This is a genomic window from Curtobacterium citreum, from assembly GCF_006715175.1.
Lineage (GTDB): Bacteria > Actinomycetota > Actinomycetes > Actinomycetales > Microbacteriaceae > Curtobacterium > Curtobacterium citreum.
The window spans coordinates 2,893,105-2,909,404 of the sequence record NZ_VFMQ01000001.1 but is presented as its reverse complement, the minus strand read 5'-3'; the positions used below and the strand labels follow the sequence as shown (position 1 = coordinate 2,909,404).

Below are 16,300 nucleotides of genomic sequence, written 5' to 3'. Positions count from 1 at the left end.
GAGGCTGCTGGGGGCGCGGGGAGCGGGGCGTTCCGCGCGTGGTTGGTCGATTCGGGCATGGTCGGTCGTTCGTTCCGACCAGGTACGCGCGGATCGACTTCCCATGTCGGGTGCGATGGGCAGGAACGTGCGTCGCGACCGGCCTGGAGGCGCGGTGCCGGTCCGCCGGGCGTGCGCCGCGCCTCCAGGCTGGTCGCTCCCACCCCCCGTGGCCGGTCCCGCGGGCATGGCCTGCCACCTGCGCGGCCGTGCGCGCGGGAGCTCACGGGCTGGGCGACACCTCACGCGCGTGGCCGCCCGTGATGTGTCGCTCAGCGCGTGGAGTGCCGCACCGAGCGTGCCCGGCGCGCCGTCGCGTTGCGGGTGTGAGCGCTCACCTGCCATGATGTGAGCGCTCACGCAGGACGACGAGGTCTCGGAGGGACAGATGCGCGACGACCGCCGACAGCAGGTCGAACAGGGCCGGACGACACTCGGCATCGAGCTGGGCTCGACCCGCATCAAGGCGGTGCTCGTCGACGAGGACCTCCGCCCGATCGCGAGCGGGTCCCACGAGTGGGAGAACGAGTACGTCGACGGACGCTGGACGTACTCCCTCGAGTCCGTCGAGACCGGGGTCCGCGCCGCGTACGCCGACCTGGTCGCCGACGTCGAGCGGCAGGTCGGGGTCCGCCCGACGACGTTCCGCGCCGCCGGGGTCTCTGCGATGATGCACGGCTACCTGCCGTTCGACGCGGACGGCGAGCTGCTCGTCCCGTTCCGCACGTGGCGCAACACCTCGACCGGGCCGGCCGCCGAACAGCTCAGCGCCGCGCTGGACTTCAACGTCCCGCAGCGCTGGTCGATCGCACACCTCGCGCAGGCCGTCCTCGACGACGAACCGCACGTGGCGCACGTCGCCGGGATCACCACCCTCGCCGGATACGTCCACCGGGTGCTCACCGGCCGGGACGTCCTGGGCGTCGGCGACGCGAGCGGGCTGTTCCCGATCGACTCCGGCCCCGTCGACAGCGCACCGGGTGAGCCCGGCCGCCGCGACTACGACGCCGCCATGCTCGCCACGACGCAGGAGCTGCTCGGCGGACGGGTGCCGGACCTCCGCGCCCTCCTGCCCGAGGTGCTCGTCGCGGGCGAGGACGCCGGTGCGCTCACCCCCGAGGGCGCCGCGTGGCTCGACCCGACGGGCACGCTGCAGCCGGGCGTGGCGTTCTGCCCGCCGGAGGGCGACGCGGGCACGGGCATGGTCGCGACGAACGCCGTCGCACCTCGCACCGGCAACGTCAGCGTCGGCACGAGCATCTTCGCGATGGTCGTGCTCGAGCGCCCGCTGGGCACCCCGCACGAGGAGCTCGACGTCGTCACGACCCCGGCCGGCGACGCCGTCGCGATGGTGCACTGCAACAACGGTGCGAGCGAGATCGCCGCGTGGGCCCGGGTGTTCGGGCGGTTCGCCGAGGCCTCGGGTTCGCCGCTGCCCGTCGACGACGTGTACGCGACGCTCCTCGCCGAGGCGGTCGACGCCGACCCCGACGCGGGTGGGCTCCTGTCCTTCAACTACCTGGCCGGCGAGCCGGTCACGGGCGTCGAGGACGGCAGACCGCTGCTCCTCCGCACGCCGGGCGCCCGCTTCACGCTCGGCAACCTGGTCCGCTCCGAGGTGCACGGCGCCTTCGCCACGCTCGCGATCGGCATGGACGTCCTGCACGGCGAGCACGTCGCCGTCGACCGGATGACCGCGCACGGCGGGCTCTTCCGGACGCCGGGTGCGCCGCAACGCCTGCTTGCCGCGGCGCTCCGCGTGCCGGTCGCGCTCGAGGAGACCGCGGGGGAGGGCGGCGCCTGGGGCATCGCGGTCCTCGCGGCCTACCTGGAGCACACCGACCGGTCGCTCGCGGACTTCCTGGCCGAGACGGTCTTCGGGGGTGACTCGGTGCACGTCGCCGATCCCGAGGAGCGGGACGTCCAGGGCTTCCAGGACTACCTCGCCCGGTACCGCGCGGCGCTGCCGGTGCAGGACGTGGCGGCAGCGGCGACCCGCACCAGCCCGACCACCGACCAGGGCGAGCCGACCGACGGGGGCGATCCGCGCCTCCAGGCCGACGCCGGCGACGGGACGGCCGACGCCGACGTGGCCGACATCGACGCCGCCGCGGCCGACGCCGGCACGGCCGACGCAGCGCCCACCCAGCACACCGAGAAGGAGCCGACCGCATGACGGACCTGACCACCGACGAGACCGAGGCGGCCGTCGCCCGCGCGCGCAAGCGCGTCGCGACACTGCACGGCGAGCTCGTCCGCTACGGCCTCGTCATCTGGACCGGCGGCAACGTGTCCGAGCGCGTCCCCGGCACGGACCTGTTCGTGATCAAGCCGAGCGGGGTGTCGAGCGACGACCTGACCCCCGAGAACCAGGTCGTCTGCACGCTCGACGGCGTCCCGGCCGAGGGCTGGGGCAACGCCCACGGCCCGTCCTCCGACACCGCCGCGCACGCCTTCGTCTACCGGAACATGCCCGAGGTCGGCGGGGTCGTGCACACCCACTCGACCTACGCGACGGCGTGGGCGGCCCGCGCCGAGGAGATCCCGTGCGTCATCACGGCGATGGCGGACGAGTTCGGCGGCCCGATCCCGGTCGGCCCGTTCGCGATCATCGGCGACGACTCGATCGGCCGCGGCATCGTCGACACCCTCGCGGGTCACCGGAGCCGCGCGGTGCTCATGCAGAACCACGGCGTGTTCACGATCGGCAAGGACGCGAAGGACGCCGTCAAGGCCGCGGTGATGTGCGAGGACGTCGCCCGCACCGTGCACATCGCGAAGCAGGGCGGGGAGCTCGTCCCCATCGCCCAGGAGAACGTCGATCGACTCTTCGATCGCTACCAGAACGTCTACGGACAGAACCCCGAAGGAGCCATGCGATGACGCAGGTGAACCCCCAGGCCACCCTCGACAGCTACGAGGTCTGGTTCCTCACCGGGTCGCAGGGCCTGTACGGCGAGGAGACCCTCCGCCAGGTCGAGGAGCAGAGCCGCGCCGTGCACGCGCAGCTCGAGAGCGCGCTCCCGGTCAAGCTCGTCTGGAAGCCCGTCCTCAAGGACGCCGACGGCATCCGCCGCGCCCTCATCGAGGCGAGCGCGGACGACAAGGTCATCGGCGTCACGACGTGGATGCACACGTTCAGCCCGGCGAAGATGTGGATCGGCGGCCTGCAGGCACTGACGAAGCCGCTGCTGCACCTGCACACGCAGGCGAACGTCGCCCTGCCGTGGGGCGACATCGACTTCGACTTCATGAACCTCAACCAGGCCGCGCACGGCGACCGCGAGTTCGGGTACGCCCTGGCGCGCCTCGGTGTCCGGCACGCGACCGCGGTCGGACACGTGTCCGACGAACGGGTGCAGCACCGGGTCGCGAACTGGACGCGCGCGGCAGCCGGCGCCGCCGCGGTGCGGGAGCTCAAGCTGACCCGCTTCGGCGACAACATGCGCTACGTCGCCGTGACCGAGGGCGACAAGACCGAGGCCGAGATCGAGCTCGGCGTGCAGGTGAACACCTGGGCCGTCAACGAGCTCGCGGCGGCCGTCGCGGAAGCGGAGGCCGACACCGCGGCGGTCGACGCACTCGTCGCGACGTACGAGCGTGACTACGACGTGGTCCCGGAGCTGCGGAACGGCGGCGACCGCCACGACGCGCTCCGCGACGGTGCCGCGATCGAGCTCGGCCTCCGTGCCCTGCTCGAGCAGAACGGCTCCGCGGCGTTCACCACGAACTTCGAGGACCTCGGGACGCTCAAGCAGCTGCCCGGCCTGGCCGTCCAGCGCCTGATGGCCGACGGGTACGGCTTCGGCGCCGAGGGCGACTGGAAGACGGCCGTCCTGGTCCGTGCGATGAACGTCGCCGGTGCGGGGCTGCCCGGTGGCGCCTCGCTGATGGAGGACTACACGTACGACCTCACCCCGGGGGCGGAGAAGATCCTCGGCGCGCACATGCTCGAGGTCTCGCCGACCCTCACCACCTCGAAGCCGACACTCGAGATCCACCCGCTCGGCATCGGCGGCAAGGACGACCCGGTCCGCCTGGTCTTCACCGCCGACGCGGGTGAGGCCGTCGTCGTCGCGCTCTCCGACACCCGCGACGGCTTCCGCCTCACCGCGAACGTCGTCGACGTGGTGCCGCCGACCGAGGCGCTGCCGAAGCTCCCCGTGGGCCGTGCCGTGTGGGAGCCGCGCCCGTCGTTCCCGGTCGCCGCGGAGGCCTGGCTCACCGCCGGCGCCGCGCACCACACCGTCATGACGACGGCCGTCGGCCTGCAGGTCGTCGAGGACCTCGCGACGATGGTCGGCACCGAGTTCCTGGTCATCGACGAGCACACCACGGCCCGCGGCTTCCGCGACGAGCTCCGGCTGCAGCAGGCGTGGCACCGTCTCGACCGGGGGTTCTAGGACCGTGACCGTGGCTGCGACGACGCGCACGAACTGGGCCGGGAACGTCACCTACGGTGCGTCCGACCTGCTCTCGCCGACCTCCGTCGACGAGGTCCGCCGCGTCGTCGCGGCCACGCCGCGCCTGACGGCGCTCGGTTCGACACACTCCTTCAACCGGATCGCCGACACCGACGGCGTGCAGGTGACGGTCGCCGGGCTGCCGCCCGTGCTCGACGTCGACGCCGACCGCCGGGTCGTCCGGGTCGCCGCAGGCATGACGCACGCCGCGGTCGCGGCCGGCCTGGAGGCTCGTGGCTGGGCCCTCGCGAACCTCGCCTCCCTGCCGCACATCTCCGTGGCCGGGGCGGTCGCCACCGGCACGCACGGTTCCGGCGTGCGCAACCCGTCCCTCGCGCATGCGGTGGTCGGCCTGGAGGTCGTGCGCGCCTCCGGCGACGTCGCGTGGGTGGACGCGTCGACGCCGGACGACGCCCTCGACGCCCATCGGGTGGCGCTCGGCGCGCTCGGGGTCGTGACGGCGGTCGAGCTCGCGATCGAGCCGACGTTCCAGGTCGCCACGACGGTGCACCTCGACCTGCCGTGGGACGCCGTGCTCGAGCACTTCGACGCGGTGGTGTCGGACGCGTACTCGGTGTCGCTGTTCACCTCGTTCGACGACCGCGGTGCCCGCCAGGTCTGGACGAAGCGCCGGACCGACGAGCCGGCCCCGACGGTCGACCTCGTCGCGCTCGGCGCCCGGCCGGCCGACGGCCCCGTGCACCCGGGCGAGAACGACACCGCGGGCGTCACCGAGCAGGGCGGCGTCCCGGGACCCTGGTCCGAGCGGCTGCCGCACTTCCGGTCGACGTTCACGCCGTCCACCGGCGCCGAGATCCAGGCCGAGTACCTGATCCCCGCGTCGCACGCGGTCGCCGCCCTCGAGGCCCTGCGTCCGCTCGATCCCGTGTTCGCGCCGCTGCTCATCGCGGCCGAGGTCCGGACGATCGCCGCCGACACCGCATGGCTCGCGCCGTCGTCCGGACGCCAGTCGGTCGGCCTGCACTTCACGTTCCGGCGGGACGCCGAGGCCGTAGCAGCGGCCGTCGCGCGGATCGAGGACGTCCTCGCGCCCTTCGACCCGCGGCCGCACTGGGGCAAGGTGTTCGCGGCGGGTGTCGAGCGACTGCACGAGGCGTACCCGCGGCTCGACGACTTCGCGGCGCTCGCGCGGGACCTCGACCCGACCGGACGGTTCCGCAACGCGTACTTGGCGCGGCTGCTGCCCTGACGCGCGGGGAGCCGATCCGCGCGTGGGAGGCCGAACCGCGCGTGGGAGGTCGATCTGCGCATGGTGCGTCGTCCGTTCCGACTGCCGATGCGCGATCCGGCCTCTCATGTCGGCTGCGATGGGCCGGAACGACGGGAGCCCGAGGCCGTCGTGCGAGCGGCCCAGCAGATGCGCAGGCGTTGGTCGGGTGCCGCACGGGCGCATCGCTGAGTGCTCACATGTGTGATCACAAAGGTTGGGTCATGGCGAACCTCAACCGGATCCTCGGCATGGCCTCGAAGGTCATCGACAAGCAGATGCAGAAGCAGCGCGGGCAGGGGAGCCCGGACGCCGCGAACCCGCAGTCGTCGGGCGGGACCGACTGGCGGGACATCGTCCGCACCGCGGCGGACAAGCTGACGGGCGACGACCGGCAGCGACCGCAGCAGGCTCCGCAGACGACGGCGCCCCAGCAGCACGGTCAGCCGCAGCAGGACGGGCAAGCGCAGCAGGACGGGCAGCCGCAGCGTCGCGGGCAGGCCGACCCGGACGCCGTCGCGCTCGCGAAGTACGACTACCTGCTCCGCACAGCACCGCCGGAGCGCCTCGAGCAGGTCCACCACGACGCCTTCGCGCGCCTCACGCCCGAGCAGCGCCAGCAGGTCCGGGACCGACTGAACTCCGAGCTCCCGCCACACGAGCACCTGCGCGACGACTCCGCCGGCGGGATGGCCCGCGCGGCGACCCGGGCCGAGGTCTCCCGACCTGGCATGCTCAAGCGGGCGCTCGGCGGCCTCGGTGGGTCGTTCGCGGGCGGCGCCGCGGTCGGTGCCGGCGCGATGGCGGTCGGGGGCCTGGCGGTCGCGGTCGCCGGTGGCGCGGTGCTGAGTGCCGCAGCGGGGCCGGTGCTCGCGGGAGCCGCGGACCTCGGGGTGGACTTCGAAGGGATCGCCGCGGGTGGCGAGGAGTTCCTCGGCGGGCTCGGCGAGCACGCCGGGGGTCTCGGGGAGCAGGTGTCGGGGCTCGGCGAGCAGGCGAGCGGTCTGGGCGAGCAGGCCAGCGGGCTCGGCGAGCAGGCGTCGAACCTCGGTGGCGACTTCCTCGGCGGGTTGTTCGACCGCTAGGGGTGCGGGCGGGCGCTTCGGCCTGTCGCAGTCGTGCGGCGCCTGCCGATCAGGAGCGGTCCGGCGATGCCGATCAGGACCAGCGTGAGACCGATCACCTGACGGCTCCCGATCGCTTCCGCGCCCACGAGGACGCCGAGCAGCACGCCGGCGACCGGGTTGAGCAACCCCACCAGTCCGATCACGTCACCGCGGAGGTGGTCGAGCGCCGCGAACCAGGCGACGTACGCGAGGGCGGTCGCGACGACCGTGAGCCACACGGTCGCCGTGAGCGCCACAGGATCGAGCCGGGGCGGCGGCCCCTCGACGAGGAACGCGACCGGCAGCAACAGGACGCCCCCGACGAGGAGTTGCCACGCCGTGGACGGGAGGACGCCGACCTCGGTGTTCCACTTCTTGCCGAGGACGAAGCCCAGCGACGACGACGCCATCGCCGCGACCGACACGACGACTCCGGTGCCGTCGACGCGGCCGGGTCCACCGAGGAGGAGCAACGCGACGCCGCCGACCCCGACCGATGCCCCAGCGAGGCGCCACCCGGACGGGCGCTCACCGAGCAGGACCCAGGCGAGGAGTGCGAGGGCGATCGGTGCGGTCGCCATGACGGTGGACGCGATGCTCGAGGGGAGCAACTGTGCGGCCTGGTAGACGAGCGCGAAGAACCCGCCGACGTTCAGCACCCCGAGCACGACGGCCTTCCACCACCAGGAGCCACGCGGGACCCGCCGGACGAGGACGAGCAGGAGGAGGCCTGCCGGCAGCGCCCGCAGCGTCCCGCCCCAGAGAGCACCCGGCGGGAGGAACGTCCTCGTGACGAAGTACGTGCTGCCCCAGAGGATCGGTGCCACCGCGGCCACCAGGAGCCAGCGCCTGTTGTCTTCCATGGAAGACAATATAGCTTGCCCGGAAGGTATCGTGTCTGTCGTGGATGGAATGAACCTGCGTCAGGACCGGGTCGAGCGGATCCAGGAGGAGTGGCGGCGCGAACGTCCGGACGTCGACGTGGGCCCGCAGGGCGTCATCGGCCGCCTTCACCGATTGGCGGCCCGCCTCAGCGAGGAGATCGCCGAGGTGTACAACGACCACGGCCTGAGCGAGGGCGAGTTCGACGTGCTCGCTGCGCTCCGTCGTGCGGGCATGCCGTACGAGCGCAGCGCCGGCGACCTCGCTGCCTCCACGATGGTGACGAGTGGCGGGATGACGAAGCGGCTCGACCGCCTCGAACGTGCGGGTCTCGTGTCGAGGCGCGTGAGTGATGCTGACGGACGCGGTCGCGCGGTCCGGCTCACACGCGACGGGCTCCGGTTGATCGACGCTGCCTTCGCGGCGCACATGGCGAACGAGCGTCGGTTGCTCAACCTGGTACCGGCGCCGGATCGACGGCTGCTCGAGGGCGTCCTGCGCTCCTGGCTCGCGGAGCTCGATCCGGAGGGGTGATCCTCGGCGCTCACTCCCTCCGGACGAGCGCGTCGCCCACAGTGCTGCGGTAGTACAGGACGGCCCGTCCGTACCGGGTGCGGTTGAGCAGTCCGCCCCGCTCCATCACGCGCAGGTGCTGGTTCACCGCCGACGTCGACACCCCGAACCGCATCGCCAGGTCCGTCGACGACGCCGGCTCACCGAGTGCCTCGAGGAGCGCCGCCCGCGTCCGCCCGAGCAGGTCCCGCACGGCGCCGGCATCGGGGTGCGACGCGGTCGACCACATCGCGCCCTGCCCCCGTGCCGGGTACATCACCGTCGGCGGCAGGTCGTCGTCGATCGGGGTCGACGCCCGGACGACGAACACCGACGGCACGAGGGTGAGCCCCTCGCCCTGCACCGGCCGGTCCCGTGCGATCGGGCTGCTCAGGCGGACGTCGACGTGCCGGCCGTCGAACCGCACGCTCTCGGACAGTCCGGCGAGCACCGCGCCGACGCCCTCGTGCGCCGCGACCCGCCCCCGGTGGGCGACGTCGGCCTGCAGCACCCGTCGCATCCGCGGCCAGTACGGCGCGAAGCACAGCTCCCACGTCGTCGCGAGCGCCTGCTGCAGTCGCTCGACCACGCGGTCGTGCCGCCCGGCGAACACCGCGGGGACCGTGCCGTGCACCCGCTCGAGGTCACTCCGGAGCCGCTCCGGCCGGATCCGCCCGAGCGCGCGGAGCTCGTCGTCGAACGACGTCAGCGGCGAGTCCGGCCGCGGGTTCACGAAGTCGGCCACCCAGCGTCGCTCATCGACGAGTCCGGACAGGACCTCGCGGTCGAGCAGCGGCAGCACCCCGGCGATCCGGTCGGTCCACGGCCGCTGCAGCGGATAGCGCTCGGGTGCACGGAAGGCGCGCAGCCCCAGGCCGAGCTCGGACAGCGGCGAGATGCCGAACCGCACGGCGGACACGTCCGACGGCTCGAGTCGGTACCGGATCATGAAGCCCGAACCTACATCCGTTCGTGCAGGACGTCGGCCCTGCCAGAACTGAGGGGTGAGCACCACCGAGCAGCAGGTCCCGATCCGCACCCTCGTCCGTCGGGACACCACGCTCCGACGCCTGCTCACGGTCACGCTCGTCGACACCCTCGGCCGCGGCGCGTTCTTCACGCTGACGTCGCTCTACCTGATCACGATCGTCGGCATCCCCGCCGTGGCGGTCGGCCTCGGACTGACGGTCGCCGGCGCGGTCGGGGTGGCATCGTCCCTGGCGTTCGGACACCTCGCCGACCGGTTCAGTGCCCGCCGGATGCTCATCTGGCTGCACGTCGTCCAGGGGAGCGCCCTCGTCGCCTACGTGCTCGTCCACGACGTCGCGACGCTCATCGTCACCGCGTCGATGGTCACGCTCGCGCAGCAGGGCGGCGGCTCGGTCCGGAGCGCCGCGATCGGTCGGGCCTTCCCGGGGTCGGAGCGCGTCCGGGTCCGGGCGACGATGCGCACCGTGACGAACGTCGGGATCGGCGTGGGGACGGCGCTCGCCGCGATCCCGCTCGCGATCGGCACGGGCGAGGCGTACCGCGTGACGATGGTCGTGTCCGGGCTGCTCTTCGTGTCCTCGGCGTTCCTCGTCACGGGGCTGTCGTCGGCGCGGGTCGACCCGACCCCGGCCGACCGGACGGACACCGGCACGATCGTCCGTCGGGAGCCCGCGGGTCGCAGTCCGTACCGGGACGTCCGGTTCCTCGCGGTCGCGGCGCTGACCGGGGTCTTCGGCATGCAGTTCGGCCTGTTCGAGGTCGCCGTGCCGCTGTGGGTCGTGCAGCACACCGTCGCGCCGGACGTCCTTGTCTCGCCGCTCCTGCTCGTGAACACCGTGTGCGTGGTCCTGCTCCAGGTCCGGATGAGCCGGGGGACCGACACCGTCGCCGGTGCCGCGCGGGTGATGCGGCACGCGGGCTGGGTGATGGCGCTGGCGTGCGGGCTCTGGGCGGCCGCGGGGTGGGTCCGCGGGGACGACTGGGTGCCCGCGGCGACCGCCACGGCCGTGCTCGTCGCGGCCGCGGTCGCGCACTCGCTCGCCGAGATCACGTCGAGCGCGGCGGGCTGGGCGCTGTCCTTCGAGCTCGCACCCGCCGACCGCATCGGGGCGTACCAGGGCGTGTACGGGACCGGCTACGCCGTCGCTGCGATGGTCGCACCGGCCGTGGTGACGCTGACCGCGATCGACCTCGGGACGCCGGGCTGGGCGATCCTCGCGGTGGTGTTCCTGGCGGCGGCGCTCGGTGTGGCCGCGATCGCCGGGCGGGTGGCGCGCACGACCGCACCGGCCTGACGGCGTCGCGCCGAGCCTCCAGGCCGTGCAGCGCAACGCGACGGACGCAACCGCACAACGCGGCGGACCGTGCCGGCGCGACGGACGCAACCGAGCCGGCGCGACCACCCGCCGCGCGCGCCGGACCACCCGGGAATACGCTCGGGTCACACGCGTTGTCGTGTTGCGCCATGCAATGTTGCGTTGCGTGTCATCCGGACCCCGCGAGGGTTCGGACCCCGCCCCGGCCCGGTGCCAGGATGGACCGCCCGCCGGCCCACCGCCCGGGCGCAGCGACACCCCCACCCCCCGACGAGGAGCAGGACGCCATGCACCGCCCCAAGCGCTTGACCATCACCGCGGCCGTCGCCGCCGCCGCAGCCCTCGTGCTGACCGGCTGCTCGGGTGGCGGGGCATCGGACGACGCATCGTCCGGCACCACCAAGGGCGGCACGCTGAACATCCTCACGCCGCAGACCGCGCTGCACTTCGACCCGGCCACGAGCCAGAGCCTCGGCATCACGTCGATGGGCCTCGTCGCACGCCGCCTCACCACGTGGGACGTCGAGCCGGGCAAGACCGCGAAGGTCGTCCCGGACCTCGCCACCACGACCGGTGAGTCGAGCGACGGCGGCAAGACCTGGACGTACACGCTCAAGGACGGCCTGAAGTTCCAGGACGGCACCCCGATCACCACCAAGGACATCAAGTGGGGGATCGAGCGCTCGTTCGCGCCGAACCTGACCGGTGGCCTGAGCTACCACAAGTCGCTCCTGGTCGGCGGCAGCCAGTACCAGGGTCCGTTCGAGGGCAAGACCCTCGACAGCATCGAGACCCCGGACGACAAGACCATCGTCTTCAAGCTCGACAGCGCGTACGGCGACTGGCCGTGGCTCGCGTCGATGCCGGCGTTCGCCCCGGTCCCCGAGGGCGACGGCAAGGACACCGGCGCCTACGACGCGAAGCCCGTGTCGTCCGGCCCGTACCAGATCGAGTCGAACACGCAGGGCTCGCAGGTCACGCTCGTCCGCAACAAGGAGTGGAGCGCGAAGACCGACAGCATCCGCACCGCGGGGCCGTCGAAGATCGTGTTCAAGGAGTCGCAGGACGCCTCGACCACCACGCAGAGCCTGATCGCCGACAACGGCGACGCGAAGGACTCGTTCGGCGCGATCTACCTCGGCGCCGCCGAGCTCAACCAGGTCCGCGCGAACCCGTCCGCCCAGGACCGCCTCGCGACGAGCAAGGCCGGCCCGATCACCTACATGGCGATCAACACGCAGCGCGGCAAGCTCCAGGACCTCAAGGTGCGCCAGGCGCTGCAGTACGCGGCGGACCGCAAGTCGTTCCGGATCGCCGCGGGTGGCGCGCTCGCGGGTGAGTACGCCTCGACGCTCATCACGCCGGGCATCGCGGGCCGCAAGGACTACGACCTGTACAAGACGAGCGCCACGGGTGACGTCGACAAGGCGAAGGAGCTCCTCAAGGAGGCCGGCGCCGAGGACCTGAAGCTCACCCTCGTGTCGCAGAACGACCCGACGTACCTCGCCCAGGCGCAGGCACTGCAGGCCGGGCTCAAGCGCGCCGGGATCCAGGTGACGCTGAAGCCGCTCGACTACGACTCCTTCACGCAGGCGACCACGAACGGCACCGACTTCGACCTCTCCCTGTCGAGCTGGCAGCCGGACTTCCCGAGCGCGAACGCCAACCTGCAGCCGCTGTACGACTCGTCGCAGATCGGCGGGGGCGGCTACAACGTCTCGAAGTACTCGAACCCCGAGGTCGACGCGCTCATCGCGAAGGCCACCGGCACGATCGACCAGTCCGACGCCCAGAAGCTGTGGGCAGAGGCCGACCAGAAGATCATGGCGGACGCCCCCGTCGTCCCGCTGATCTACGCGAAGCAGTCCTTCCTGGCCGGCTCGAACGTCGAGAACTTCCGCATCGCGGACTTCCCGGCGTACCCGAACTACCTCAAGGTCTCGCTCGCCAAGTGAGTGCACCGCTGCTCGAGGTCGAGGGGCTCCGCGTCGCGTTCGGCGACGCGGAGCCCGTCGTCCGTGACGTCTCCTTCACGCTGACGCCCGGCCGGGTCCTCGCGCTCGTCGGCGAGTCCGGGTCGGGCAAGTCCGTGAGCGCGATGAGCGTGCTCGGGCTGCTCCCGCCCGAGGCACGGGTGACCGGCAGCGTCCGCTTCCGCGGCGACGAGCTCGTCGGTGCGTCGGCGGAGCGGCTCCGGGCGGTCCGCGGTGCCGGCATCGGCGTCGTGTTCCAGGAACCGATGAACTCGTTCACGCCGGTGCTGTCGATCGGCACGCAGATCGCCGAGGCCGTCCGAGCGCACCCGACCGACCTCGACCGCGCGGGCGTCTCGGCCCGGGTCGACGAGCTGCTCCGGTCCGCCGGGCTCCGTGATCCGCGGCGGATCCGGACGGCGTACCCGCACGAGCTCTCGGGCGGGCAGTTGCAGCGCGCGATGATCGCGATGGCGCTCGCGGGCGACCCGGTCGCGCTCATCGCCGACGAGCCGACGACCGCGCTCGACGTCACTGTGCAGGCGGGCATCCTCGACCTGCTCCGCACGCTCGGCCGGGAGCGTTCGCTGGCCGTCCTGCTCATCACCCACGACATGGGCGTGGTCGCGGACGTCGCGGACGAGGTGCTCGTCATGCGCCGGGGCGACCCCGTCGAGACGGGCACGGTCGCGGAGGTCTTCGCCCACCCTGCCGCCGCGTACACGCGGCAGCTCCTCGACGCGGTCCCTGCCCTCGAGTCGGACCCCGGCCGGGAGGCCCGTGGCGCGTCCGCCCCGTCGGCTGCGACAGGCGGGACGGAGACGACCCGTGCCTCCCGTCCGGAGGGGGTGGTCGCGCAGCTGCGCGACGTGGCGGTGCGCTACGCGCGCCGCGGCGACCCGACCGTCTCCGGGATCGACCTGGAGCTCCACGCCGGGCGGACGCTCGGACTCGTGGGGGAGTCCGGCTCCGGGAAGTCGACCATCGGTCGTGCGCTCGCGGGGCTCGTCCCCGTCGTGCACGGCAGCGTCGCGGTCGAGGGCGCCGACCTGCGCACCGCGCGGGGGAGTCGGCTCCGCGACCTCCGCAGCCGGGTCGGCATCGTGTTCCAGGACCCGGCGTCCTCGCTCAACCCGCGGCAGACCATCGGGTGGAGCATCGCCGAGCCGCTCCTCGTGCACGGGGCCGGCTCCGCAGCCGACCGTGCCGCGCGGGTGGGCGAACTGCTCGCGGCCGTGCAGCTCGACCCGACGTGGGCCGAGCGCTTCCCGCACCAGCTGTCGGGCGGGCAGCGGCAGCGCGTCGCCGTCGCGCGCGCGCTCGCCCTGCGCCCGGCCCTCGTGATCGCCGACGAGCCGACCAGCGCCCTCGACGTCACCGTGCAGGCGGCCGTGCTCGACCTGCTCGCGCGGCTGCAGCAGGAGTTCGGCTTCGGCATGCTGCTCGTCAGCCACGACCTCGCGGTCGTCCGGCAGCTCGCGGACGACGTCGTCGTGCTGCACGAGGGCCGGATCGTCGAGCGGGGCACCACCGACCGGGTCCTCGACGACCCGCAGCAGGACTACACGCGCATGCTGCTCGCGGCGGCGCCCGTCGCCGACCCGGTGCGGCAGGCCGAGCGCCGGCAGGCCTGGCGTGCGTGGGAAGGAGCAGCACCGTGACCGCGAACGTCGTCGACAGCCCGGTCTCCGCGGCCGCCGGACGCTCGACCGGGTTCCGCGCCGTCGTCCGCCGCGTCCGGCACGACCGGTGGGCCGTCGGCGCAGCGGTCGTCATCGTGGTGTTCGTCGTCGTCGCCCTGGCGGCGCCGCTCATCGCGCTCGTCAGCGGCCAGGACCCCTACGCGTACCACGTCGACGCGCTGAACGACTTCGGCGCACCCCGCGGTGCCCTCGGCGGGGTGAGCGGCGAGCACTGGTTCGGTGTCGAGCCGCTGACCGGCCGCGACCTCTTCGCGATCGTCACCTACGGCGCGCGGACGTCGCTCGGCATCGGGCTCGCCGCGACCGCGATGTCGATCGTGATCGGCGTGCTCGTCGGCGTGACCACGGGGTTCCTCGGCGGTTGGTACGACCGGGTGCTGTCCCGCGTGGTGGACGTCATCTTCGGGTTCCCGTCGCTCGTGTTCATGATCGCGCTGACCGCTGTCGTGCCCACCTCGTTCCCGAAGCCGCTGCTCGTGGTGCTCGTGATCGGGTTCTTCGGCTGGCCCGCCGTCGCCCGCGTGGTCCGGGGGCAGACGCTCTCGCTCGTCACCCGGAACTACGTCGTGGCGTCGACCGCGATGGGCGCCGGGCGCTGGCACGTCATCCGGACGCAGCTGCTGCCGAACCTCGCCGCCACGGTCACCGTCTACGCCACGATCTCGATCCCGTCGATGATCGGTGCCGAGGCCGCGCTGTCGTTCCTCGCCGTCGGGGTCACGCCGCCGACGCCCTCGTGGGGCCGGAGCATCGGTGACGCGATCGGCTGGGTGCAGACCGACCCGATGTACCTCGTCTTCCCCGGAGCCGCACTGTTCCTCATCACGCTGGCCTTCAACGTGCTCGGTGACGCCCTGCGCGACGCGCTCGACCCCCGAGGGGGTGCCCGGTGAACGCCGCCCGGTTCCTGGCCGTCCGCATCCTCGGAGCCGTCGTCGTGCTGCTCGTCGTCGCGGCGATCACGTACGCGCTCTTCATGCTGCTGCCGACGAACCCCGCGCGGGCGATCTGCGACAAGCCGTGCACACCCGAGCGCCTGGCCGACGTGCAGGCGTTCCTCGGCACCGACAAGCCGTGGTTCGCGCAGTTCGCGGCGTACCTCGGCGGCATCTTCACGGGCCGCACGTTCGGTTCCGGCGCCTCGACGATCTCGTGCGCGGCGCCGTGCTTCGGGTACTCGTTCCAGCTGCACGACTCGGTGACGAACCTCATCACGTCGCGCCTGCCCGTCACCGCGTCGATCGCGATCGGCGCCGCGGTGCTCTGGCTCGTCGCGGGGGTCGCCGGCGGGACCGTCTCAGCGCTCCGCCGCGGGACGATCGCCGACCGTGCGGTGATGACCGTCGCGGTCGCCGGGGTGTCCTCGCCCGCGTACCTCATCGGGCTGCTCGCGATCCTGCTCTTCGGCTTCACCCTCGGGTGGCTGCCGACGAGCGGGTACGTGCCCTTCGCCGAGGACCCGGTCGGGTGGGTCACGCACCTCGTGCTGCCGTGGTGCGTGCTCGCGTTCATCAGCGCGGCGATCTACGCCAGGCTGACCCGGGGCGAGATGCTCGAGTCGATGTCGCAGGACTTCGTCCGGACCGCCCGTGCGAAGGGTCTGCGCGAGCGCCAGGTCGTCGTCCGGCACGGCCTGCGCACGGCGATCCTGCCCGTGGTCACGCTGTTCGGGCTCGACCTCGGGTCGTTGCTCGGCGGTGCGGTCATCACCGAGAAGGTGTTCTCGATGCAGGGGCTCGGCGCGCTCCTGATCGACGCCGTGCACACGCTCGACCTGCAGGTCGTCGTCGGCTTCACGGTGTTCTCGGCGCTGTTGATCGTCACGGCGAACCTGGTCGTCGACGTCGTCTACGCGTTCGTCGACCCCCGGGTCCGACGCCGGGCCTGAGTCCCCTCACACGCTCACGGCGCGGATCCCGGGCGCGTCGCTGAGACTCCCCTCACCTGCGCACGGGACCGGCCGCGCAGGTGCTGAGGACGTCCCCCGGCGGTCCTCCCAACGCAGGACTTGTCGGGCGCCAGGGGCAGGTCGAGCATTCGGTCGTGAT

The 16,300-nt window shown here is 72.8% G+C and carries 13 protein-coding genes; 11 read left to right on the top strand and 2 right to left on the bottom strand.

All coding sequences use genetic code 11. The features are described from left to right. Positions 1–427: 427 nt before the first annotated feature. From FB462_RS13740 to FB462_RS13720, 5 genes are all read left to right on the top strand, one after another. Positions 428–2,215, top strand: a complete 1,788-nt coding sequence (locus FB462_RS13740) for a xylulokinase (RefSeq protein WP_141862454.1) — start codon at positions 428–430, stop codon at positions 2,213–2,215. Continuing rightward, positions 2,212–2,922 (top strand): L-ribulose-5-phosphate 4-epimerase, encoded by a 711-nt coding sequence (locus tag FB462_RS13735; RefSeq protein ID WP_058743322.1) that lies wholly within the window; start codon positions 2,212–2,214, stop codon positions 2,920–2,922. The genes FB462_RS13740 and FB462_RS13735 overlap by 4 nt, the downstream gene beginning before the upstream one ends. Next, positions 2,919–4,442, top strand: a complete 1,524-nt coding sequence (gene araA, locus FB462_RS13730) for an L-arabinose isomerase (protein WP_114849831.1) — start codon at positions 2,919–2,921, stop codon at positions 4,440–4,442. The genes FB462_RS13735 and araA overlap by 4 nt, the downstream gene beginning before the upstream one ends. 10 nt (positions 4,443–4,452) lie before the next feature. Next, positions 4,453–5,712 (top strand): D-arabinono-1,4-lactone oxidase, encoded by a 1,260-nt coding sequence (locus FB462_RS13725; RefSeq protein WP_167510120.1) that lies wholly within the window; start codon positions 4,453–4,455, stop codon positions 5,710–5,712. A gap of 242 nt (positions 5,713–5,954) precedes the next feature. Further along, complete coding sequence (locus tag FB462_RS13720) at positions 5,955–6,815, top strand: cation-transporting ATPase (protein WP_141862450.1); 861 nt, start codon at positions 5,955–5,957, stop codon at positions 6,813–6,815. On the opposite strand, the gene FB462_RS13715 is transcribed toward FB462_RS13720, so the two are convergent. After that, on the bottom strand, positions 6,812–7,699 hold the full coding sequence (locus FB462_RS13715) for a DMT family transporter (RefSeq protein WP_141862448.1): 888 nt from the start codon (positions 7,697–7,699) through the stop codon (positions 6,812–6,814). The genes FB462_RS13720 and FB462_RS13715 overlap by 4 nt on opposite strands. A 49-nt stretch (positions 7,700–7,748) precedes the next feature. Here FB462_RS13715 and FB462_RS13710 point away from each other — a divergent pair, with 49 nt between their 5' ends. Further along, the gene (locus FB462_RS13710; RefSeq protein ID WP_141863370.1) at positions 7,749–8,252 is read left to right on the top strand and encodes a MarR family winged helix-turn-helix transcriptional regulator; all 504 of its coding nucleotides are present in this window, start codon (positions 7,749–7,751) and stop codon (positions 8,250–8,252) included. Positions 8,253–8,262: 10 nt separating this feature from the next. On the opposite strand, the gene FB462_RS13705 is transcribed toward FB462_RS13710, so the two are convergent. Continuing rightward, the gene (locus tag FB462_RS13705) at positions 8,263–9,219 is read right to left on the bottom strand and encodes an ArsR/SmtB family transcription factor (protein ID WP_058743319.1); all 957 of its coding nucleotides are present in this window, start codon (positions 9,217–9,219) and stop codon (positions 8,263–8,265) included. A gap of 55 nt (positions 9,220–9,274) precedes the next feature. Between FB462_RS13705 and FB462_RS13700 the strand changes: the two genes are divergently transcribed. From FB462_RS13700 to FB462_RS13680, 5 genes are all read left to right on the top strand, one after another. Beyond that, on the top strand, positions 9,275–10,555 hold the full coding sequence (locus tag FB462_RS13700) for an MFS transporter (RefSeq protein ID WP_114849828.1): 1,281 nt from the start codon (positions 9,275–9,277) through the stop codon (positions 10,553–10,555). 308 nt (positions 10,556–10,863) lie between these two features. Beyond that, on the top strand, positions 10,864–12,531 hold the full coding sequence (locus FB462_RS13695) for an ABC transporter substrate-binding protein (RefSeq protein ID WP_167510119.1): 1,668 nt from the start codon (positions 10,864–10,866) through the stop codon (positions 12,529–12,531). Further along, a complete protein-coding gene (locus tag FB462_RS13690) occupies positions 12,528–14,210 on the top strand; it encodes a dipeptide ABC transporter ATP-binding protein (RefSeq protein ID WP_141862444.1) in 1,683 nt (560 codons plus the stop codon). The genes FB462_RS13695 and FB462_RS13690 overlap by 4 nt, the downstream gene beginning before the upstream one ends. Continuing rightward, positions 14,207–15,145 carry an ABC transporter permease gene (locus FB462_RS13685; RefSeq protein WP_141862442.1) on the top strand — a complete coding sequence of 313 codons (939 nt, stop codon included), beginning with the start codon at positions 14,207–14,209 and terminating at the stop codon, positions 15,143–15,145. The genes FB462_RS13690 and FB462_RS13685 overlap by 4 nt, the downstream gene beginning before the upstream one ends. Continuing rightward, entirely contained in the window at positions 15,142–16,140 is a 999-nt protein-coding gene (locus FB462_RS13680) for an ABC transporter permease (RefSeq protein ID WP_058742326.1), read from the top strand. The genes FB462_RS13685 and FB462_RS13680 overlap by 4 nt, the downstream gene beginning before the upstream one ends. Positions 16,141–16,300 lie beyond the last annotated feature (160 nt).